This window comes from Nostoc sp. (genome assembly GCF_036917275.1).
GTDB lineage: Bacteria > Cyanobacteriota > Cyanobacteriia > Cyanobacteriales > Nostocaceae > Nostoc.
This window is the reverse complement of sequence record NZ_JBALDF010000004.1, coordinates 77064-97178: the sequence shown is the minus strand read 5'-3', so window position 1 is coordinate 97178 and position 20115 is coordinate 77064. Positions and strand designations below refer to the sequence as shown.

Here is a 20115-nt window from a genome sequence, read left to right as displayed (position 1 = left end):
TGCTTCAAGTCGGCAGAGCCGCCCAACGCACTGCCTCGTCTTGGCGGTTCGATAAATTAAGCGAAGTTGGCAATTTTTGCGTAAGTCCTATAATTAAAGATGATTTGCTTGTTAAGATTTTTGCTGGCATATTGCTTCTAACCAGATGATTTTGGCAGAGCTAGAGCGTTACCAAAAAGCCCACTTAAAAAAATTATCTGCGTACAAGGATTTAGAACAAGAATGCTTTTAGAATCCGCAAGAACTCCCAAAATCAGCAAAATTTCAGTATTTGACTCTCCTGAATGGCATTACTTATGAAACACATTGGCTGGCTTGGTGTGACCAAGTAATCCAAACAATCGAAAAATTGTAGCAAAGTCTAACTCAGGTTCGCCTCGCACCTACACGCTGTTTGGTAAAATATCTGGGTCGTTTAATCGGATTATGTCCATCTTTGAGCCAATCAACAGACCTAATTAACCTCGATACATTAGCGCAGGAACTGGCGACAATCCAGCAAACGGGTTCTAAAAGAATTGCCTTGCTAGGTTCTCGTCACGTCCCGATTACGCATCAGAGTCTTATTGAAATGATGACATATGCCCTAGTTCTATCGGGTAATCGCATCATTACTTCTGGTGCTACAGGTACAAATTCCGCTGCCATCAAGGGAGCAACGCGGGCTGATCCGAATTTGTTGACGGTGATTCTACCCCAAAGCCTGGAACGCCAGCCTTTGGAGTCGCGCCAGCAACTAGAACAGGTAATGCATCTAGTGGAAAATTCCAGTAATGATAATTTGTCCCTTGCTGAAGCTAGTTACCTGTGCAACAAGGAAATTGTCTCTCGTTGCCAGCAACTGATCTGCTTTGCATTTCACGACAGTGGCACCCTGCTGCAAACTTGTCAAGATGCAGAAGAACAAAGAAAAGTAGTGACCCTCTTCTACTTTGATTAGTCATTTGTCATTTGTCATTTGTCCTTTATATTTGACTAATGACTGATGACTGATGACTAATAACCAATAACTAATAAGTAATGATAATTTTTTTGTACTCGATCGCTGCTGCTGCCGTTCTGATTTACCTACCATTTTTGGTGGTAGCTTATGCCCGTGCGCGGATTGGGTATGAAATGTTTTCTACTCCTCGTGCTATGTTTGATAAATTGCCACCATACGCCCAACGAGCTACTTGGGCACATCAGAACACCTTTGAAGCGTTTATGGTGTTTGCGGCAGCTGCCTTGATGGCATACGTAACTGGTGTAAATTCTTCTATAGCACAAGTGGCTGCGATCGCCTTTGTGGTGGCCCGTTTGCTATACTCAATTTTTTATATTTTGAATATACCCCTTTTGCGATCGCTGATGTTTGGCATTGGCATCCTTGGCTCTGCCAGTCTCATCTTCTTAAGCATCATCCAAGCTACTAGTTAATTGGGGAGTTGTGGCTGGGGACTGGGAAAAGTTTTCCCAATACCCAATCCAAAATCCAAAATCTAAAATCCAAAATGTTTTATGGCTTCTACTTTTTCCTTTGACATTGTGAGCGACTTTGACCGACAAGAGTTGGTTAACGCTGTCGATCAAGTTATCCGAGACATCAAAGGTCGTTACGACCTTAAAGACACTCAAACTACTGTCGAGTTAGTCGAAGAAAGCATTAACGTTAGTACTGATAGCGAGTTTACCTTAGATTCTGTACACACCATCCTGCGGGAAAAAGCCGCCAAGCGTAACCTCTCCCAGAAAATCTTTGATTTTGGCAAAGTTGAATCAGCTAGTGGTAATCGCGTCCGTCAAGAAATCAAACTCAAAAAAGGCATCAGTCAGGAAATCGCCAAACAAATTTCCAAATTGATTCGCGACGAATTCAAAAAGGTACAAGCTTCAATCCAAGGGGATGTTGTGCGGGTTTCTGCCAAATCTAAAGATGACTTACAAGTAGTTATGCAGCGGCTGAAACAAGAAGACTACCCAGTTGCTTTGCAATTTACAAATTATCGTTAAAAGATTTGTATGGTGGGCAGTGCCCACCCAAAATAAGTTTTGTGAATATTTTTTGTTTGGATGTAATACAGGATAGGGGCGTATCGCTATCCATTGGTGTCAATTTAACGTTAAAACCAGTCTATAACTAGCTTTTAAAGATTGTCTCGTTCCCAGTCTCCGACTGGGAATGCATACTCATAGGCTCCGCCTTCTTGACTCGCGACACCGCAATGAACAGCATTTCCAACCAGGGGCTGGAAACGAGGTTTGAAAAGGGTTTTGGCTTAAGTTAACACCAATGAAAGCTATCAGCCTCTACGAACCATTTGTATTTCACCGTATTGAAAACAGGTACAATCAAGCCCGTTGGCTAATACTTTTTTGAAATGCCGGACGCTCAGATAACTGCTTCATATAATTCAACACCGCTGGGTAGGAGCTAAGGTCTAGCTTCAGCATAATGGGAATGTAATTCAGAACAGACCCCACTGCCACATCGACAACAGTGAATTCATTACCCAGCAAAAAAGGTTGCTTACTGAAAATTTCATTTAATGGAGTCAACAAGCGGGGCATTTCCCGCTCCCGACTCGCTTCTACAAAAATTCCTGGACTAAGGGTAGCATTGGCAAACAACACCCATTGGGAAAATACAGCACGTTCTTGGAGTAAAAGTGCAGTTTTACTATACTTATCGGCAAGATACAGCAAAATTGCCCCAGATTCCCAAAGCTGAAAATCCCCGTCAACAATTGCTGGAACTTTACCAATTGGGTTAATTGCCAAATATTCAGGCTGGAGGTGAACACCTGCCTGCATATCGAGCTTGACAAATTCGTAGGGGACTGCTAATTCCTCTAAATACCACTGAACAATTGACGCTCGACTCCTAGCACCGCCGTAAAGTTTTAGCATAATTACTTAAAGAACTTTGTGAGTGTGAGAATGCTGTTTAACGTTGTCTTCTTTAGTGACAACTCTAGCGGCATTTAACACCCGCTTGCGCTCAATGGAATACTTAAATTCAGTGTAGTTTGTACCTAAGGGAATCAGGGATTTTGCAGATTCACGACGCTTGTAGGTACGAGCTGCTGCAAATGCCCGTGGCAGAAATTCCTCTCCAAACTGAGCCGACTCTGGAAAGCCATCTGGCAACAGTTGTGAGTCGCCATCCAGCACAGATCCCAAAGTTGTTGCATGAGCCAGCTTATAGGAGGTAGGGATGCCCTTTAAAAGCGCTTCCAAAGCCGCAGAGGGAATCGGTTCTATAACTTCGATTTGATAAACTTCTCCATCTTCTTTGACGAAGCAGGTTGCCAAGCCGATAACAATGTAATCATCGGTTGCTAAATCAGGGGCATTGGGATAGGAAATTGCGGTTGTCATCAGAAATTTCTCAAAACTTAAAAATTGAATCTAGAGGCTGGGGCATGGGGGAGGCACTGCGTTGCCGGGGTTCCCTCGGTTGTACCCCTACGGGGAAGCAAGCTACGCATTGGCGGAGCCTCTCTAAGAGTTGCGTCTTTGAACAGGAGAAGCAAGTAGCGTCATTCGGTATTAATTGTTCTCTCACAGATTACCCTTATCCCTTATCCTGCTCATCCTCTGTTTAATGAACGGCTTGTTGGCATTCTACCAATTTGTTGCTCTCACTACTTGACTAGTCTTTGAGATTAACATTTGCTATTTCTGGAATTCAGCTTCGGGATCAAGTATCCATGATTAGGTTTGAGGAGCAATTGTTTATTTAGGGCGTAAATTTCTCTTATGCGGCTAAGTTAAGTTCTCTCTTTAGATAGCTTTAATGTAACCCTAAATACCTTAAAAATAGAGACAGTGGTAAAACCACTAGCGGTAAAAAACTAGAATTGGATTTCAAAAAGCATTGATTTCATGTAGGAAAAGATGAACACTCACTCATTTCTAGCTAACGATGACCAGCAAAGTAAGCAATACAAATATGTTCTAAATAGTACAAATAAAGTTCAAGAGCAGAGGATGAACGATCGCAGCGAATCTACTTTAGGGGATAGCTACTTACGCTCTTTTGCTTTGAAGTCGGCTCAACAAGGAGATTATACTGAGGCGATCGCACTTTTTAACCAACTAATTTTTCGCCATCCGCACAATGCCGTTGATTACAACAATCGCGGGCTGATTTATTTCCAAAGTGGTGAAAGGCAAAAAGCGCTTGACGACTATAACACCGCCTTGAAACTTAATCCCTATTTAGCTAGTACTTATAATAATCGGGCAAATTACTACGCTGCTTGTGGAGAATTAGCAGCAGCACTTGCCGACTACGATCAAGCGATTGATTTCAATCCTCGTCATGTCCGGGCGTGGATTAACCGAGGCATTACCTGGCGTGATTTGGGACACTATGAAGAGGCAATTGAGAATTTTGAGGTAGCACTGCTTTTCGGTCAACTAGAAGGTCATATCTGGGCTGAACGCGGCAGGACTTACCATCTTTGGGGCGACTGGAATTGTGCGATCGCTGATTATCGTCGTGCCCTCACTCAACTGCCCTCTATCGACAACAATAAGGATATTACGGGTTGTCGCTTGCGTTTACAACTCGAAAATTGGCTAAACGAGTTGCTATCTGAATCAGCATCCTAATTGGTAGATTATAGGACTTACGCACACTCTACGAATTCTTGGCGCTCTTGGCACGGCAGTTGCTTCAAGTCGGCAGAGCCGCCCAACGCACTGCCTCGTCTTGGCGGTTCAATAAATTAAGCGAAGTTGGCAATTTTTGCGTAAGTCCTAGATTTAGTTCTTTTTGCAAATTCAATATTCAAAAAGTAGATTCTTCATTTTGAATTTTGAATTGGAGCGACCCTGTATCGCTAATGACTAATAGATGATAACTACATAGCTATTCAAAAATTAGCTATTAACCATTATTTATTAGCAATAATATAAATTAACACCCGGTTTATGCGTAGCTTGAATCACAAGAAACCTGAATAATCCCAAATTCGCTATTTGTCTTAGGGTGATGACTCAGTTTGTTCATCTTCTCGGCGATCCTGATTCATCAACACGACCCGACGCTGGCTGGGATCAAATCGGTATCCTTGTTCTTGCATAATAGTTTTAGTTTGCTGAGGATCGAAGTTACGGCCAAATTTCGCCTGCAAACCATTTACATGTCTTTCCATCAGCTTGACTTCAGTACTAATTTCTCGCAACTTTTCTTGCTGTAACCAATGATAAGGCAAAAGTTGTGCTAATGCAGATACTGCAACGGCTGTAACGGCAAGATTAACCGCTATTTTGGCTGTGCTTTCCAGTGCCATCACCTGGTAAGAACGTTGACGAAGATGCCGCTTTGGTCGAGGAACGGCCCGGCGTTTTTGTATAGGTTGTAACGATGGTTTGGAGGGTTGAATCGCGTTCATGATGCTAAAAAATAACCTCGTTTAATAAAGGGAAGCACTGCAAAAGCGTTCTGGCGCTAATTACTGCTTGATTTAGCTGTCATATTACTTCATTTTTTTGAAATAACTACAAGTGTTGCAGCAGTTAAAAAATAACCTGGCTTACGTAAGTGCCATCCTAGCTACTTATGGCATAAAGCCACAAGCATTGGAAATTGCACCCCGTACTGCCAGGATTATTAGCTTTTTAACTGTGTCACATCGTAGCGTTATTTGTAAAGTTCTGTGGCTAATCGCCAAGCTAGAACTCCTGGGATCAGCGCCACAACTAGAGCGATGTAGACTTGAGTATCTGAGATAGAAGATATCTGAGCAATGTACAGAGTATCTAAGATAGGCATGGCTGAAAACCTCCTAACCTGAATGGATTTTGAACAGTTCGTTTACTACTTTTCCTTGTTTTGCCAAGATTGGGGAATATCTTGTTACAAGATGCAACAAAAGCAGTTATTGGTCAGTAGTCGTTAGTGATTCGACTTTAGAAAAATTTATAAAAATATGAATTTGTATTTGGGTATCGACTTTGGCACATCTGGCGCCCGCGGTGTGGTGATTGACGAGGAAGGTTCTTGTATTCAAGCTGAGGTACGATATCCCTTCCAGGATTCACCAGCCCCTGTTATGCCAAAAATTTGGCAGGAGGCTTTGTTTGTGCTGGTGGAACTAATACCTGATCAATTGCGGCGAGAAATTAAAGCGATCGCAATTAATGGTACTTCCTCCACCGTCTTGTTGGTCGATGCTGCTGGCAATCCCACAGATGCACCATTGTTGTATAACGATGCGCGGGGATCATTGATGCTAGAGCATTTGAGGAGTATAGTACCTCCTAATCATACCGTGTTGAGTGCCACCTCCAGCCTGGCCAAACTTTTGTGGATGAGGCAATTACCCTCTTTTAGCGAAGCTAGATATTTCCTGCATCAAGCAGATTGGCTGGCGTTTCTCCTACATGGTCAGTTGGGTATTAGCGATTACCATAATGCTTTAAAGCTGGGTTATGACGTAGAAGAGTTGAAATACCCAGAATGGCTAGAAAAGTTGCAAATACCGATACAGCTACCCAAAGTTTTAACTCCTGGGACTCCCATTGCAAAATTGCGTCCTGAAATTGCCGATAAGTTCGGTTTTTGCCGTGATTGTCTGGTGTGTGCAGGTACAACTGATAGTATTGCCGCTTTTCTCGCCAGTGGGGCAAAATTACCTGGTGAAGCTGTGACTTCCCTTGGTTCAACGTTGGTACTAAAGTTGTTAAGTTGTACCCGTGTAGAAGATGCGCGATATGGGATTTACAGCCATCGGTTGGGTGATTTGTGGCTAACTGGGGGTGCTTCTAATACTGGGGGTGCAGTGCTAAAGCAATTTTTCACAAACGCTGACTTAGAAAGCCTTAGCCGGGAGATTGATGCTTCAATTGCCAGCGAGTTAGATTATTATCCGTTGTTGAAAGCAGGCGATCGCTTTCCGATTAATGATCCCAATCTAGCCCCACGTTTAGAACCACGCCCAGATCATCCAGTGGAATTTTTGCATGGGTTGTTAGAAAGCATTGCCCGTATAGAAGCGCGAGGATATGAATTATTACAACAAATGGGCGCAGATAAGTTGAGCCGTGTTTATACTGCTGGCGGTGGCGCAGCGAATGATACTTGGACTGCGATTAGGGCGCGTTATTTGCAGGTTCCTGTAGTCGCGTCAGTATATACAGAAGCTGCTTACGGAACGGCGCTATTAGCGATGGGGAAAGGAAGAAGGGGTGAACAAGAGTAATTGTGTAACTATCTTTTCATAGGTATTTCGTAAATCAGTATCTATCCCAGTGACAATCGATATATCTCGGCCGATATTGGAACTATTAGATACCGGACTATAGATTCCAGGTTAATTCTCTGGGCAGCTATTCGGGGATGGGTGCTTCGCCACAAGCGAATGTCATCTATCCCCTTTATTAATTATTGGTGTGAGTTTTAACTAGCCTACCGTCGCTAAGGTAACGAGTGTATTAAGGCGATCGCACAAACTTTCACTGGGCATATTAACCGATCGCAGTGATGGTAAAAGAAAGCCATGAATGTCATTTACCGGATTCGTCAAGTCCGACATCAGAAGTCCAGATGATTTATTGTCAGGAAACTTCGAGGGCTTTATTTAGCACCCGACTCAGATGCTCCTGTAGGGTAGTTTCAGCTCCAGGATAAGCTGGAAGAGCCTCAATTTCAGCGTTGGAATGAGATACATAGGAACCAGGGTAAATAATCGCAGCATAATTAACTACTTGCCTACCTTCTCTGTTTTGGATAGCGTCATGGTAAGTGTGCATCTTCTGAATATCAACACTTTTAGGCTTTCCTTCGTTGCTTGTGTTTTCCAGTGACTCACTCTCAAGTTTGTATTTGGGATCAAATAAATAGACTTGTTGAGAGCCATTAGCTAGTTTGATCTCTACTGCTACATCAGGGCGCAATGTAACGCTGGCGCTTTGCAGTTCTCCATCTTTGCCATAGCTTCGTTCAGGAATTAACTTAATTTTTGTCTTGTGTTGCGGGTGAATTAAAACTAATGCTGGTTGTCCATTGGGTAAAATTCTGACGTAGACTCCCGTTTTATCCCTAGCAACTAAACACTGGGTTTCAACTTTGTATCCTTTGTCTATAGCTACTTCCAGCAGCGTTGCAATTATCCACAAAGTTCCCCAAATTTGGTAAAGTTTGTAGAGATTCTCCAAAGGTGCATCAAGGTCTGAATCATCCAAACGCACAGCAGGACTTCTGATAAATTCCAGATAGCCTTCCAAAGCAGCATGGTAAAGTGGACGGTTTAACAAAACCATTGTAATTTGATTGGGCAAATATTTAGGCTGGCTCACCTCATCCAGAAAATCTGCTTGTTGACGGGCTTTTTTTAATTGGTAAAACAGAGATTTAATCTCTTCCAAAGGCTTACCTTTAGGGTCAGCTTCAAAAGCTTGCCGAATTCGTCTAAGTCTCTGATTGACAAGCTCAAAAAATAACCTAACCAACTGGTTCTCATAAACATCAACAGTATGCTCAACTCTGAGATCCGGTACGCGAATCGGTCTTCCGCTCACATCCAAGTTATGCCCTCGAAAAAAAGCTTGAACTAGAGTCCCAAGAGGAGGTTTGCGGACTTGATCTTGCCGAACCCAAATTTCATTAGTTTTGAGAATTTGATGAGGATTGCGAGCAAGTCGACTCAAAATCTCACTCAGTCCTGGTCTTTTGCCTGTGCCATTAATAGCCCGACGTAAGCGAAGTAGTTCCTGAGCTAAAGTAGTTTCGCCTAATTGTGGTAATTTCAGACCAGCTAAAGCCCCGGTACGCTGTAAGCCTATCGCTACTGAGGTTGGCAGACGAGAATCGAGATCCTCTAGCATCTGAGCAAAGGCTTCACGACTAATTTTCTGAGGCCAAACCGCAATTGTCTGTTCCTCAATCTCATTTTGATACTCAAGTCGCAGTTGGTAATAGCCAGGGTTTGAGCGAGGCCAATCAGCTAGTACTCGAAACTTTCCACTCAAATCCATTACCAAAAGTGGGAGTTTTTTATCTTGAAGCCAAAGCCGTATTTGTTGTAATTTTTCTTGAGGTACATGAACTTCCAGCCAAGCAGGTTGCCACTCACCTGGAGCCTCTATAATCTCGCCTTCGCGGCTAATAAAACTCAGTTTAGAAGTAGGAGGTAAATCCATGTTGTTCAAATGTTTTTAGCATTTTGCTAGCTTTAGCGTGGCTTAGATTAAATTTATTTTCAGCAATATCAACAAATGCCTTAAGGGCTTCTCCCACTCTATCATCAGCACCTTTTAGTTTGGGCAGAATCTTTTGTAACAATTGTTCGTCTAAAGCTTCTTCCCAAGAGATACCCAAAACTTTAGCTTCATTCACATAGTTATTTATTTCATCTAAAACACGAAAAGCAAATGGAGTTACTAGGTGCAGATTATCCCAAACTTCCATTAAAATTTCACGATAGTCAACTTCGCCCAAATGCTCAAATAAATCATTACGGCAAACCTCAAGTTCTATCATTTGCGCTCTATCATAAACTTTGTCAGCAAAATTGTGAGTAGTTTCGTCTACATTGACTGTGCCAATAAAGTAAAGGTTAGGTGGTAACAAAATTTGTTTCTCAGATGCAAGTTCAATTTGGGCTAGTCCTTCACGCATCCTAACTTCCATCACTGAGAGAAACTTGGCAAAGTAATACTCTACCCGTGCTAAGTTCATCTCATCCAAGATCAAATGGTAAGGTTTGGGGGTGCGTTTTTCTGTTTGAGCTTGTTCATACTCTTGAGCCGCTTTTTCTAAAAAAAGACTAAACGCAGTGTAATGGTATTCTTTGTCCATTGGATTGAAGTAGCCGAGCAAATCTTCGTTAGTAGTCCAATTAGGAGCCACAGGAACTAAAAGGTATTCAGCCGCTACTACCTCAGCATAAGCTTTGGTAAGCCAAGTTTTGCCAGTCCCGCTAGTTCCTGAAAGAATTACAAATTTTCTAGTTTTAAGGGCTAAGTGGTAGCGTCGCAAGATACTTTCAGAAATACGCAGACCTTTAGAGCGGATATTTTGATTAATCTCTGTAAACAAAGGTTCAGAATAGTCTGGATAAATAGTTTTGAGGATACGCTCTGCTTCTTCGTAATTATCCACGTCTTTTTCCTTATCAAATAATTCTGTAGCTCTGTATAAATCCTCAAAAGCTTTTTGCTGATTATTCAGTTCTAAATATGTAAGTCCTCGATGGTAATATGCTAAAGCAAAGTTAGGATTAATATGTAAAGATTGGTTATAATCATCAATGGCTTTCTCGTCATTTTCAAGCTTATAGTAAATCTGACCTCGCTCATCGTAAACTTCGTAATTTTTAGGTTGAATAAGTAGTAAATAATTATAGTCAGATATAGCATCGTCAGTATGTCCTAATTCAGCTTTTACTTTTCCTCGATATCGATAAGCATCGGCTATATTTGGAGCTTGCTCTAAAGCTATATCAAATTGTTTAATAGCATCTTGGTAGTTTCCTTCTTGATATTTATTCACTCCTTGTCGGCAGTAATATTTACCATTTTTTATATTAGTTTGATGTAAATATTCTTCAATAGCTGTAATTGGTTCATCACACGTTGCAACCAAAAATATAGGAAAAATTCCTTCAAATACCTGTTTTATTTCATTAGTTAGCTGTTGATAGTCAAAAGTTAATATTTGATAAAATGTAAGATATCTAGTAGCTTGAATACACTTAGTAGCACTCTTTTGCCGAGCTACAATTTTTAACCAGTCAGCTAAACGATTAATTGTACTAATCTGCTGACTAGATTCAGAATAAAAAGACAAATTCTCATGTATTCGAGTATTTTGAAGAAGAATTTCTTTGAGTGTTGTGTTATTTTGGAGATTTTTAATAAATTTTTGCCTATTCACACTTCTCTCAGAGATATATAACCCAAACCATAAACCATTTTCGATAATCCGTATAAAAAATTGAGCATTATTCCATTGAGTTTCCATTTGTTTTAAAAATAAATTGTATTCAAAATATGGTTCAGTCAAATAACTATCTAACTGAATATTTGTATTAATTTGTTTTATTATTTCACCTGATAATTGAGCAATGATAAGCTGGTATAGCTGCTGAAATGGTTGCTCAATATAGTTTTTGAAATCTTCTTCATTTGTTAAATAAAAATCTTTTTTTCTTGAATTTTTCTTTAATTGTGCAAGAAGGTCAAAGCTTTTTAATGAAAATGGGCATTCTGGATTTACAAAAACTTCTGTCATTTGGCCTGATAACAATAACTAAAATTATTATTGTGACATACTACACCAAATTCAAGCACTTCACTACTTGAGAAATGCGATCGCACTCTTAACCTCTCTGTGTCCTCTGAGCCTCTGCGGTTCGTTTCTTTGTTAAAATGTGATCGCTTTTTCATTCAGCTTCCCTTGCTAACCTCTGTAACGCTAATAAACCAGCACTATAAGCAGGTTCATACCTCACAAAAATTACTTTTACCTCAGAAAAATTCTTAACAACTGGTGATATTAAACGATCGCAGTGATGGTAAAAGAACGCCAAATTGTGGGTTGAAAGTAACCGGATACTGCGGCGCTACAGTGTAGAAGCTAATGACAGCAAGCGTAACACGGAGACAAAAAAGTGCAAATCACTAAGCGCAACGTTGAGTTAAGAGTAGATGGCAGCTTAATGCGTGTTTATGTTGCAGCTCCCAAAGCAGCAGGAAAATACCCTGGTATTGTCTTCTACAGTGATATTTATCAGTTAGGTGATCCCATGATTCGTCTAGCTAACTACTTAGCAGGATACGGCTATGTAGTAGCAGCCCCAGAAATTTTTCACCGAATTGAGCCAGTTGGTTTAGTAATTGAACCAGACGATCTGGGAAGGATGCGCGGTAATGATGATGCGCGTCGAACCTCCGTAGCTGATTATGATGCCGATTGCCTTGCTGTGATTGAATTTTTGAAAACAGAGAGTGCGGTTTCTCCAAATCAAATAGGCACTCTCGGCTTTTGTATTGGTGGACATTTAGCATTCCGCGCCGCATTTCAAAGCGAAATTCGGGCTGCTGTTTGCTGTTACCCTACTGGTATTCCCAGTGGTAAACTGGGTAAAGAGGTAGCCGATACAATTCAGCGAGTAAGTGAAATTAAAGGCGAGATGCTAATGGTATTCGGTACTCTTGACCCTCATATACCAGAGAGCGATCGCCAAACTATAATAAAAGCAATTGAGAATGCTAACATACCTCACCAAGTTTTCTTGTATGAAGCAGAACATACATTTATGCGCGATGACGGTTATCGTTATGATTCTAGTGCTAGCACCGCAGCTTGGTCTGAAATAATAACTTTTTTGGGGCGCATATTTACAGACTGAAAACTCCTATTATTGCTTTCTTGGCATCAAAGTTGAGTTGTCTGCAATGCTAACAAACCAGCACCATAAGCAGGTTCATACCTCGGAAAAATCACCTTTACTTCAGGAAACTTCTTAACAATAGATGCTGCAAATCTTTCATGAATATTGCATTTACCCTGCCAGACACTTCCTGTTGTAACTACTTCTAAAACTGAGTTGGCAGTAAAAATTGCATCAATTACTGTAGATGTAGCTTTCACTAACTCTTTGACAGCATCATCAATGATAGTATTTGCTACTATATCACCTGATGCTGCTGCAAAATCTACAATTGGTGCTAAAGCAGCTATCTGTTTTACTTCCCATCCTTGGCGATATATTACTTCTATTAAATCTTCTATACTTTCCAAATCAAGATGCTGTTTGAAATCCTCTATCAAACTCGTTGATATTTCCCGTCCGTCATCAGATTTTAATGCTGCGTTCATGCCTGCGATCGCAATTTCATAGGCGCTACCTTCATCTCCTAAAATATATCCCCAGCCTCCAACTCGCTTGGTATGTCCTTGATGATTTCGCCCAAAAACTATCGAGCCAGTACCTGCTGCAACTACGATTCCTACAGGTTGACCAATTCCACCAACTAAAGCAATTAAAGCATCGTTACAAATTACAATATTCGCTGGCTGTAATGTCCAAGTAATAGGCAATTTGTTATTCTGCAACTCTTGTACTAAAGCTTTTACTACTTCGATATCTGCTGCACGACCTACACCTGCTAAACCCAAGCATATCGCGTCAATCTTCACATTATTTGTAATTCTTGCTGTCTCAACCGCATTGTGAATTGCAGATTGAATAGATTGGAGAGTGGCTTCAATACCTATACTCTGATAATTAGATGGGCCTGCTTCACCACGACCTAGCACTTGACGCAAATCATCCATCAAGACACAAACAGTCTTGCTACCGCCGCCATCTATTCCCAAAACATTTTGATGACCCAAGGTAGATAGAGAAAACTTGTCCATAAGGTGATTTGAGTGTTATCTATTCCGAGTTTTTTGTAAAAGATTACGGAAACTGTGTTGATGATGACGTAGGGTATGCCGGAGGTGAAATATAGGGTGGGGATGTATGTCCAAGGGGAAGGGGATATGGTTTGTTTCATGGATTTTGGTTAACGAACCGCCAAGACGCCAAGTGCGCCAAGGGAAGATTAAGAAGAGAGGATGATGCGTTTGATGCCGTCTTTGAGGAGGGGGACGTTAAAGTTGATGAGGAGGGCTAGGGGGTAATTAGTCATTTTAAGGTAGGAGAGGACTTGAGCTTCGTGGATTGGGGCTAAATTTTGGACAGCTTTTAATTCCACAATTAAACAATTGGCAACCAGAAAATCTAATCTACCCTTGCCTACTTCATGTCCTTTGTAATTTACTGTTACCCCTTTCTCAACCACATGAGGTATACCGCACCTGAAAAATTCTATAATTAGCGCCTCCTTATACACCTCCTCCAAAAACCCTAGCCCCAACACTTTATGCACCTCAATCGCCGCCCCAATCACAGCATAAATTAGTCTATCCACCTCCTCACTTGGCTCCCTTCTCTTGGCGTCCTTGGCGTCTTGGCGGTACCCTTCGGGAAGCCACTTCGTGTCTACGTTTCCATCAATCCCTCTCCAACCCTATGGCAAAATTTATTAAAGTCCTTCCATACCTAGTTTGCCCAGCATGACCGCAACCATTCCCAATCTCCCCAGTCTCTACGACCCCTTTTCCACCGAAGCCAAGTGGCAAAAATTCTGGGAAGACAACCAAGTTTACAAAGCTGACCCCAACAAAGGCGGCGAACCCTACTGCATTGTCATTCCCCCACCGAATGTCACCGGCAGTTTGCACATGGGTCACGCTTTTGAAAGTGCCTTAATTGATACCCTCGTGCGCTACCACCGGATGCAGGGGCGCAATACCCTGTGGCTACCCGGAACTGACCACGCCAGCATTGCTGTACATAGTATGCTGGAAAAGCAACTCAAAAAAGAGGGTAAAACTCGCTACGAATTGGGGCGCGAGAAATTCTTAGAACGCGCTTGGCAATGGAAAGCGGAATCTGAGGGAACGATTCTGAATCAGCTACGACGCTTGGGTGTCTCGGTGGACTGGTCACGGGAAAGGTTTACCCTGGATGAGGGTTTATCCAAAGCTGTTGTCGAGGCATTTACTCGCCTCTACGAGGAAGGCTTAATTTATCGTGGTGAATATTTAGTTAACTGGTGTCCCGCTTCCCAGTCGGCTGTGTCTGACGTGGAAGTAGAAAATCAAGAAGTTAACGGAAATCTCTGGCACTTCCGTTATCCCCTCACCGATGGTTCCGGTTATGTGGAGGTGGCGACAACTAGACCAGAAACGATGCTGGGCGATACGGCTGTAGCAGTTAATCCCAATGACGATCGCTATAAACATCTCATCGGTAAAACTCTAACTCTGCCAATTCTACACCGAGAAATTCCGATCATTGGCGATGAATACGTTGATCCCACTTTCGGCACGGGTTGCGTAAAAATAACTCCCGCCCATGACCCGAACGATTTTGACATGGGTAAGCGTCACAATCTGCCGTTAATCAACATTATGAACAAAGACGGCACTCTCAACGCCAATGCTGGGGAGTTTCAAGGACAAGACCGCTTTGCTGCTAGAAAAAATGTGGTTTCTCGCTTAGAAGCAGATGGCTTTCTGGTGAAGATAGAAGATTATAAACATACCGTTCCCTACAGCGATCGCGGTAAAGTACCCATTGAACCTCTCCTCTCGACTCAATGGTTTGTCAAAATTCGCCCCCTCGCTGACCAAACTCTCGAATTCCTTGACCAGCAAACTTCCCCAGAGTTTGTCCCCCAACGCTGGACTAAAGTTTATCGTGATTGGCTAGTAAAACTCACTGATTGGTGTATCTCTCGCCAATTATGGTGGGGACACCAAATTCCGGCTTGGTACGCTGTCAGTGAAACGGATGGGCAAATTACTGATAATACGCCGTTTGTGGTGGCGAAATCGGAAACTGAAGCTTGGGAGAAAGGGAAGGCACAATTTGGTGAGAATGTCAAACTAGAACAAGACCCAGATGTGCTAGATACTTGGTTTTCTTCTGGACTCTGGCCATTTTCGACTCTGGGCTGGCCGGAACAAACTCAGGATTTAACAACTTACTACCCGACTACTACCTTGGTGACAGGTTTTGACATCATCTTTTTCTGGGTAGCGAGAATGACTATGATGGGTGGGCACTTTACGGGGCAAATGCCTTTCCAAACAGTTTACATCCACGGCTTGGTGTTAGATGAAAAAGGTCAGAAGATGTCTAAGACCAAAGGTAATGGCATTGACCCGCTGTTATTAATTGACAAATATGGTACTGATGCCCTGCGCTACACCCTAATTAGAGAAGTGGCTGGTGCGGGTCAAGATATCCGCCTGGAATACGATCGCAAAAAGGATGAATCGGCATCGGTAGAAGCGTCCCGCAACTTTGCTAACAAGTTGTGGAATGCAGCCCGGTTTGTGATGATGAATTTGGATGGACAGACACCGGAACAATTGGGGAACCCAGTCGCTACCGAATTGAGCGATCGCTGGATTATCTCGCGGTATCATCAAGTTGTCAAACAAACTACCAATTTCATCGACAACTACGGTTTAGGGGAAGCAGCTAAGGGATTGTACGATTTTATTTGGGGTGATTTCTGTGATCAGTATATTGAACTGGTGAAATCCAGATTGCAAGCAGATGCCGATCCAGCATCGCGGCGGTTAGCACAGCAAACCCTCGGCTACATATTAGAAGGGATTATGAAACTGCTTCATCCCTTGATGCCTCATATTACCGAGGAAATTTGGCAAACTCTCACCCAACAACCAGCAGATTCCCCACAAACTTTACCATTACAAATCTATCCCCAGGTGGATGCAAACTTGATTGCTCCAGCTTTGGAAGAACAGTTTGAATTGCTGATTGCGACTATCCGCACAATTCGGAATTTGCGTGCTGAAGCGGATATTAAGCCAGGGGTAAAAGTGATAGCGAATTTGCAAACTGAAAGTGAGAAGGAGCGGGAAATTCTGACTGCTGGACAAGATTACATTAAAGATTTGGCTAAGGTTGAGACTTTAAGCATTACTGACAAGCAAGAAAACCAAACTGTTGCTGCTAAAAAACCTCAGAGTGGTTTGAAGACAATTGGCTTAGTTATTTTGGCGATTTTCTTAGGTAGATTGGGTTTAGCTGTAGGGAATGCCATTGATGATACTCCCATTGTCGGAACTTTCTTTGAAATAGTTGGTTTTAGTTACACAGCTTGGTTTGTTAGCCAAAATTTACTAACTGCTCAAGCGAGACTTAGTTTATGGAGACGCTTTTTCCCGCAGAGACAATCACAACAATCACAAGAACCAGAAAATGCGATCGCTGGTGTGATTGGTACAATACAAGTGCTAATTCCTCTTAGCGGTGTAGTGGATATTGAAGCTGTGCGTGCCAAGTTAGACAAAAGCCTGAGTAAAGCTGAAGCCGAAGTTCAATCCCTGAGTACCAGATTAAACAATCCTAGTTTTGTGGATAGAGCTAGAGCCGACGTGGTACAGGGGGCGCGGGATGCCTTAGCAGAAGCACAGAAGCAAGCTGAAATTTTGCGCGTACGCCTTAAGGCGTTGCCGTAGGCATCGTTTGAAGGGATTGCTGTAGGCGTCACCTACATGGCTTAGGATAACTGTAATGGGTAATGGGAAAGTTATTAATTCCCAATCACCCATTACCAATTAAATTTATTCCAAATACCAATTTTGTCCTTGTTTTTTATTAAAAATCATTTTTGGAATTTTGAGCGGAGCCGGGAACGTTTCCGTTACTCCAGAGAAGTCGAAGCTTAAGGCTTCCTTAGATTAGAACTTCTCCAATCGCAGACGCTGCGCCAACGGTGATTTTGAATTTTGAATTGGAGCGAAGCGACTCTCATGCTATATCTAGCCCAGGTGCGTAAAAACGATTTTTTAGACCAGCACCAGTTACGCTTGTTGGCGCGTCAAGAAGCTGATAACTTGTGGGCGATAATTCCAGAAGAGGCTTTTATTTTGCTGGGAAAGGGAAAAATTATCAGTGAGAACTTGCTTGTTTTAGTAGAACTTTCCCCTACAGGCGACATTCAAAAACTAGAAGATGCTACTAACTGGATACTTCATTTAGTACAAAACTACCTCACCAGCGGCATTACTCCAGAATTTTTGCAGCAGGAAGCTGAACGAGCAGAACATTGGCGACAATCCCTGACGTTGCAAAACCAAGACTTAGCGCGGCGTTCCTTGGAATTGGAAGCTCGTCGTGAACAAATTCAAGCCTTAGAAGAAAGCCTCAAACGCGATAAAAATGGCTATCTCCAAGAGGAAAGTTAAAAGTCGAATGCAAAACTAACTAAGAAAGCGTTACTCAAAGTGTAATTAAGGTCTTAGAAAAGCTGGAAGAGTTGGGTTATATAGTTGCTAGAGTGAATGATTTATGAGTTAAAAAAGTTTTTAACTCATAATTTTTACTAGGATGCCAATAATTGCCGAATTAACCTGGCTACAGCCTTTTGCGTGAAGCGGCTGGCAATTTTTTGACCCAAACGTTGGACATCAGAATTTACCAATAACTGGGCAATTTGGGGCGCAAGTTGCACTGGATCAAAGCCTCGTGTTTCTCGGAGAATACCTAATATACGTTTAATATGCTCCAAGGTTTGTTGTTGCTCAACTGTCGCCGCCGGAGTTTTATTTACTGCTGTCAACCCAACGCGTTCTCGCAGCAGATAGGTGAAGTTGTGCAAAACATTTTTACCTAAAGCATCGATTCCGTTGACAAATTCATCTACCAGCTTGTCACGAATGAAAGCACCGCGTTCAGATGACAGAAATTCTATCCCTTGATTCAGCACTAAGTCAAAGTCGTAGTCTTGACTCTTACGCGCATTAAGTAACAAGTTTTCTAAGCGATTCCAGCGAAATCTGCCATCTTTAAATAGCAAATCTTGCAATGATGTTCTTAATTGCGGTGCTGGGTCTGTTAACAGGCGTTTAGAAACGTAGGGATAAGCTTCACTGAGGACTTTAAAGTTGGGATCTATAAATATTGCAATCCCTTCGAGCGTCACCAGAGAGCGAATAATTAAAGCGTAGTAGGGCGGTACGCGGAAAGGATACTCATACATCAAAGCCGATAGTTCATCGGTAATGCTTTTAATGTTAAGTTCGGCTACGCTGGCTCCTTGGGCATCAGCAAAGACTCTGGCAAAAGCTGGGATAATTGGTGTTAAATCAGTTTCTGGTGATAAGAAATCTAACTTAACGTAGTCTTTTGCTAATCCTTCAAAGTCGCGGTTGACGACGTGGACGATCGCTTCAATTAAACCATAACGCTGTGGTGGCTTAATCTCGCTCATCATCCCAAAGTCGAGATAAGCCAATTTGCCATCGGTTGTTGCTAACAAATTACCAGGGTGGGGATCGGCGTGGAAAAATCCATGTTCTAGCAGTTGGCGTAGGGAACACTGGACACCCACTTCAATTAGATAACGAGCATCTATCCCTTGGGCGCTAATTTCTTCTGTCTGGGTTAATTTCGTACCGTTAATCCACTCCATCGTCAAGACACGACGATTGGTGTATTCCCAGTAAATTTGCGGTACATATACGTCTTTTATATGACCGTATAACTCGAAAAATCTTTCGGCATTTTCACCCTCATGGATGTAGTCCATCTCTTCAAAGATGCGATCGCCTAATTCATCAAGAATACCAACTAAGTCACTTCTTACGCGTTTAACCTTTTTCTGCACCCAAGCGGCGAGGTTACGCAAGATATATAAGTCAATGGTGATCCCTTCTCTTAAGTCGGGGCGTTGAACTTTAACAGCGACTTCTTCACCAGTTTTTAGCTTACCTTTATAGACTTGTCCCAATGAAGCCGCAGCAATTGGCTGGGCTGAGAGTTCGGCGTAAACTTCTTCTGGAGGTGCGCCTAGTTCTTCTTTGATAAACTGGTAAGCAATTTCGTTGGCAAAAGGCGGCAATTGGTCTTGTAACTTAGTTAATTCTTCTAAGTATACGGGAGGAACCAAATCCGGTCTGGTGGACAAAGCTTGTCCAATTTTGATGTAAGCAGGCCCCAGTTGGGTAAGTAATACTCGTAGCTGAGTGGCTCGGCGGCGGTTATTTTTAGCGACAATTCCCCGTTTGCTATCCGACCACAACCCAAAAGCAAAGGATAGAGTCGGCCCCAACACGGCAAAAATCCGCCGTAAAACTTGCACTTTTCTATTTTGGTAATGCGCCGCTATGCCCACAGGATCGTAAAGCGTCTCAGGTTGGGCTGCTGTCCTCACCTTTTGGGCAGCTAAGAGTCTTGGCGAGCGTACAACTAAGCTTGGTGTACCATTTTCTGGCACTACATCAATAACGTCCAGTTCGCCTCGGCTATTTGTGCCGTTGCGACTGTCCTCCTGAATCGGTCGGGAACTAGGGGGAAGTGTCTTAACAATCATGAAGAAGGCCACCAGTCAGAACGATCACATTAAGTATTGTAACAATATGTTTAGAAATTGAGCATTAGGTATAGGCAAAACAGGGCATTGGAATTAAAATAATTTTTTTCCAGTTCCCAGCGGTTTGCTACACTTAAATGGGCATACTAGTTCAATAGTAGTAGGTATTGCTAGTTGCTGAAATATCATACTTATTGTCCTGTAAGTTAGAAGTAT

19 protein-coding genes and 1 pseudogene are annotated in these 20115 nt (G+C 42.3%); 9 read left to right on the top strand and 11 right to left on the bottom strand.

Annotated features, from left to right (window positions below; genetic code table 11):
• Positions 1–271: 271 nt before the first annotated feature.
• The 4 genes from V7K35_RS29570 to V7K35_RS01555 all read left to right on the top strand — a co-directional run bounded on the left by V7K35_RS29570 (position 272) and on the right by V7K35_RS01555 (position 1992).
• Positions 272–355: a hypothetical protein gene (locus V7K35_RS29570; protein ID WP_442939660.1), complete on the top strand. Its 84-nt coding sequence runs from the start codon at positions 272–274 to the stop codon at positions 353–355.
• A gap of 81 nt (positions 356–436) precedes the next feature.
• Positions 437–940 carry a DNA recombination-mediator protein A gene (locus V7K35_RS01565; RefSeq protein ID WP_334796264.1) on the top strand — a complete coding sequence of 168 codons (504 nt, stop codon included), beginning with the start codon at positions 437–439 and terminating at the stop codon, positions 938–940.
• 80 nt (positions 941–1020) lie between these two features.
• Entirely contained in the window at positions 1021–1419 is a 399-nt protein-coding gene (locus V7K35_RS01560; RefSeq protein WP_335075801.1) for an MAPEG family protein, read from the top strand.
• An 81-nt stretch (positions 1420–1500) separates the two neighbouring features.
• On the top strand, positions 1501–1992 hold the full coding sequence (locus tag V7K35_RS01555; RefSeq protein ID WP_273767944.1) for a YajQ family cyclic di-GMP-binding protein: 492 nt from the start codon (positions 1501–1503) through the stop codon (positions 1990–1992).
• 339 nt (positions 1993–2331) lie between these two features.
• Here the strand turns inward: V7K35_RS01555 and V7K35_RS01550 are convergent, their stop codons facing one another.
• Both V7K35_RS01550 and V7K35_RS01545 read right to left on the bottom strand, forming a co-directional pair.
• On the bottom strand, positions 2332–2889 hold the full coding sequence (locus V7K35_RS01550; RefSeq protein WP_335075799.1) for a glutathione S-transferase family protein: 558 nt from the start codon (positions 2887–2889) through the stop codon (positions 2332–2334).
• A gap of 6 nt (positions 2890–2895) precedes the next feature.
• Positions 2896–3360: a hypothetical protein gene (locus tag V7K35_RS01545; RefSeq protein WP_334796268.1), complete on the bottom strand. Its 465-nt coding sequence runs from the start codon at positions 3358–3360 to the stop codon at positions 2896–2898.
• 519 nt (positions 3361–3879) lie between these two features.
• Between V7K35_RS01545 and V7K35_RS01540 the strand changes: the two genes are divergently transcribed.
• Positions 3880–4599 (top strand): tetratricopeptide repeat protein, encoded by a 720-nt coding sequence (locus tag V7K35_RS01540; protein WP_335075797.1) that lies wholly within the window; start codon positions 3880–3882, stop codon positions 4597–4599.
• 374 nt (positions 4600–4973) lie between these two features.
• Here V7K35_RS01540 and V7K35_RS01535 read toward each other — a convergent pair whose 3' ends face one another.
• The gene (locus V7K35_RS01535; RefSeq protein WP_335075795.1) at positions 4974–5384 is read right to left on the bottom strand and encodes a hypothetical protein; all 411 of its coding nucleotides are present in this window, start codon (positions 5382–5384) and stop codon (positions 4974–4976) included.
• A 248-nt stretch (positions 5385–5632) separates the two neighbouring features.
• Positions 5633–5722, bottom strand: coding sequence for a photosystem I reaction center subunit XII (gene psaM / locus V7K35_RS01530; RefSeq protein ID WP_040630342.1), 90 nt, complete (start codon positions 5720–5722; stop codon positions 5633–5635).
• Positions 5723–5921: 199 nt separating this feature from the next.
• Between psaM and V7K35_RS01525 the strand changes: the two genes are divergently transcribed.
• Positions 5922–7193 (top strand): FGGY-family carbohydrate kinase, encoded by a 1272-nt coding sequence (locus tag V7K35_RS01525; protein WP_335075793.1) that lies wholly within the window; start codon positions 5922–5924, stop codon positions 7191–7193.
• A 201-nt stretch (positions 7194–7394) separates the two neighbouring features.
• Here the strand turns inward: V7K35_RS01525 and V7K35_RS01520 are convergent, their stop codons facing one another.
• Genes V7K35_RS01520 through V7K35_RS01510 form a run of 3 tightly spaced genes read right to left on the bottom strand, consistent with a single transcriptional unit; the run spans position 7395 to position 11224 of the window.
• The gene (locus V7K35_RS01520) at positions 7395–7526 is read right to left on the bottom strand and encodes a hypothetical protein (RefSeq protein WP_335075791.1); all 132 of its coding nucleotides are present in this window, start codon (positions 7524–7526) and stop codon (positions 7395–7397) included.
• A 22-nt stretch (positions 7527–7548) separates the two neighbouring features.
• Entirely contained in the window at positions 7549–9132 is a 1584-nt protein-coding gene (locus V7K35_RS01515; RefSeq protein WP_335075789.1) for a DUF2357 domain-containing protein, read from the bottom strand.
• Positions 9110–11224: an McrB family protein gene (locus V7K35_RS01510; RefSeq protein WP_335075787.1), complete on the bottom strand. Its 2115-nt coding sequence runs from the start codon at positions 11222–11224 to the stop codon at positions 9110–9112. Before V7K35_RS01510 ends, V7K35_RS01515 begins: the two co-directional genes overlap by 23 nt.
• A 379-nt stretch (positions 11225–11603) precedes the next feature.
• On the opposite strand from V7K35_RS01510, the gene V7K35_RS01505 reads away from it, so the two are divergent.
• Positions 11604–12344 (top strand): dienelactone hydrolase family protein, encoded by a 741-nt coding sequence (locus V7K35_RS01505; protein WP_335075785.1) that lies wholly within the window; start codon positions 11604–11606, stop codon positions 12342–12344.
• A 26-nt stretch (positions 12345–12370) separates the two neighbouring features.
• On the opposite strand, the gene V7K35_RS01500 is transcribed toward V7K35_RS01505, so the two are convergent.
• From V7K35_RS01500 to V7K35_RS01490, 3 genes and pseudogenes are all read right to left on the bottom strand, one after another.
• The gene (locus V7K35_RS01500; protein WP_335075783.1) at positions 12371–13357 is read right to left on the bottom strand and encodes an N-acetylglucosamine kinase; all 987 of its coding nucleotides are present in this window, start codon (positions 13355–13357) and stop codon (positions 12371–12373) included.
• Positions 13312–13497: pseudogene (locus V7K35_RS01495) on the bottom strand (MFS transporter); the annotation flags it as partial. The gene V7K35_RS01500 and the pseudogene V7K35_RS01495, both read right to left, overlap by 46 nt.
• Before the next feature lie 48 nt (positions 13498–13545).
• On the bottom strand, positions 13546–13914 hold the full coding sequence (locus V7K35_RS01490; RefSeq protein WP_335075781.1) for a GxxExxY protein: 369 nt from the start codon (positions 13912–13914) through the stop codon (positions 13546–13548).
• Between the two features lie 145 nt (positions 13915–14059).
• Here V7K35_RS01490 and V7K35_RS01485 point away from each other — a divergent pair, with 145 nt between their 5' ends.
• On the top strand, positions 14060–17044 hold the full coding sequence (locus tag V7K35_RS01485; protein ID WP_335075779.1) for a valine--tRNA ligase: 2985 nt from the start codon (positions 14060–14062) through the stop codon (positions 17042–17044).
• Between the two features lie 294 nt (positions 17045–17338).
• Positions 17339–17773: a hypothetical protein gene (locus V7K35_RS01480; protein WP_335075777.1), complete on the top strand. Its 435-nt coding sequence runs from the start codon at positions 17339–17341 to the stop codon at positions 17771–17773.
• A 137-nt stretch (positions 17774–17910) separates the two neighbouring features.
• Here V7K35_RS01480 and V7K35_RS01475 read toward each other — a convergent pair whose 3' ends face one another.
• The gene (locus V7K35_RS01475) at positions 17911–19899 is read right to left on the bottom strand and encodes an ABC1 kinase family protein (protein WP_335075775.1); all 1989 of its coding nucleotides are present in this window, start codon (positions 19897–19899) and stop codon (positions 17911–17913) included.
• Between the last annotated feature and the right edge of the window lie 216 nt (positions 19900–20115).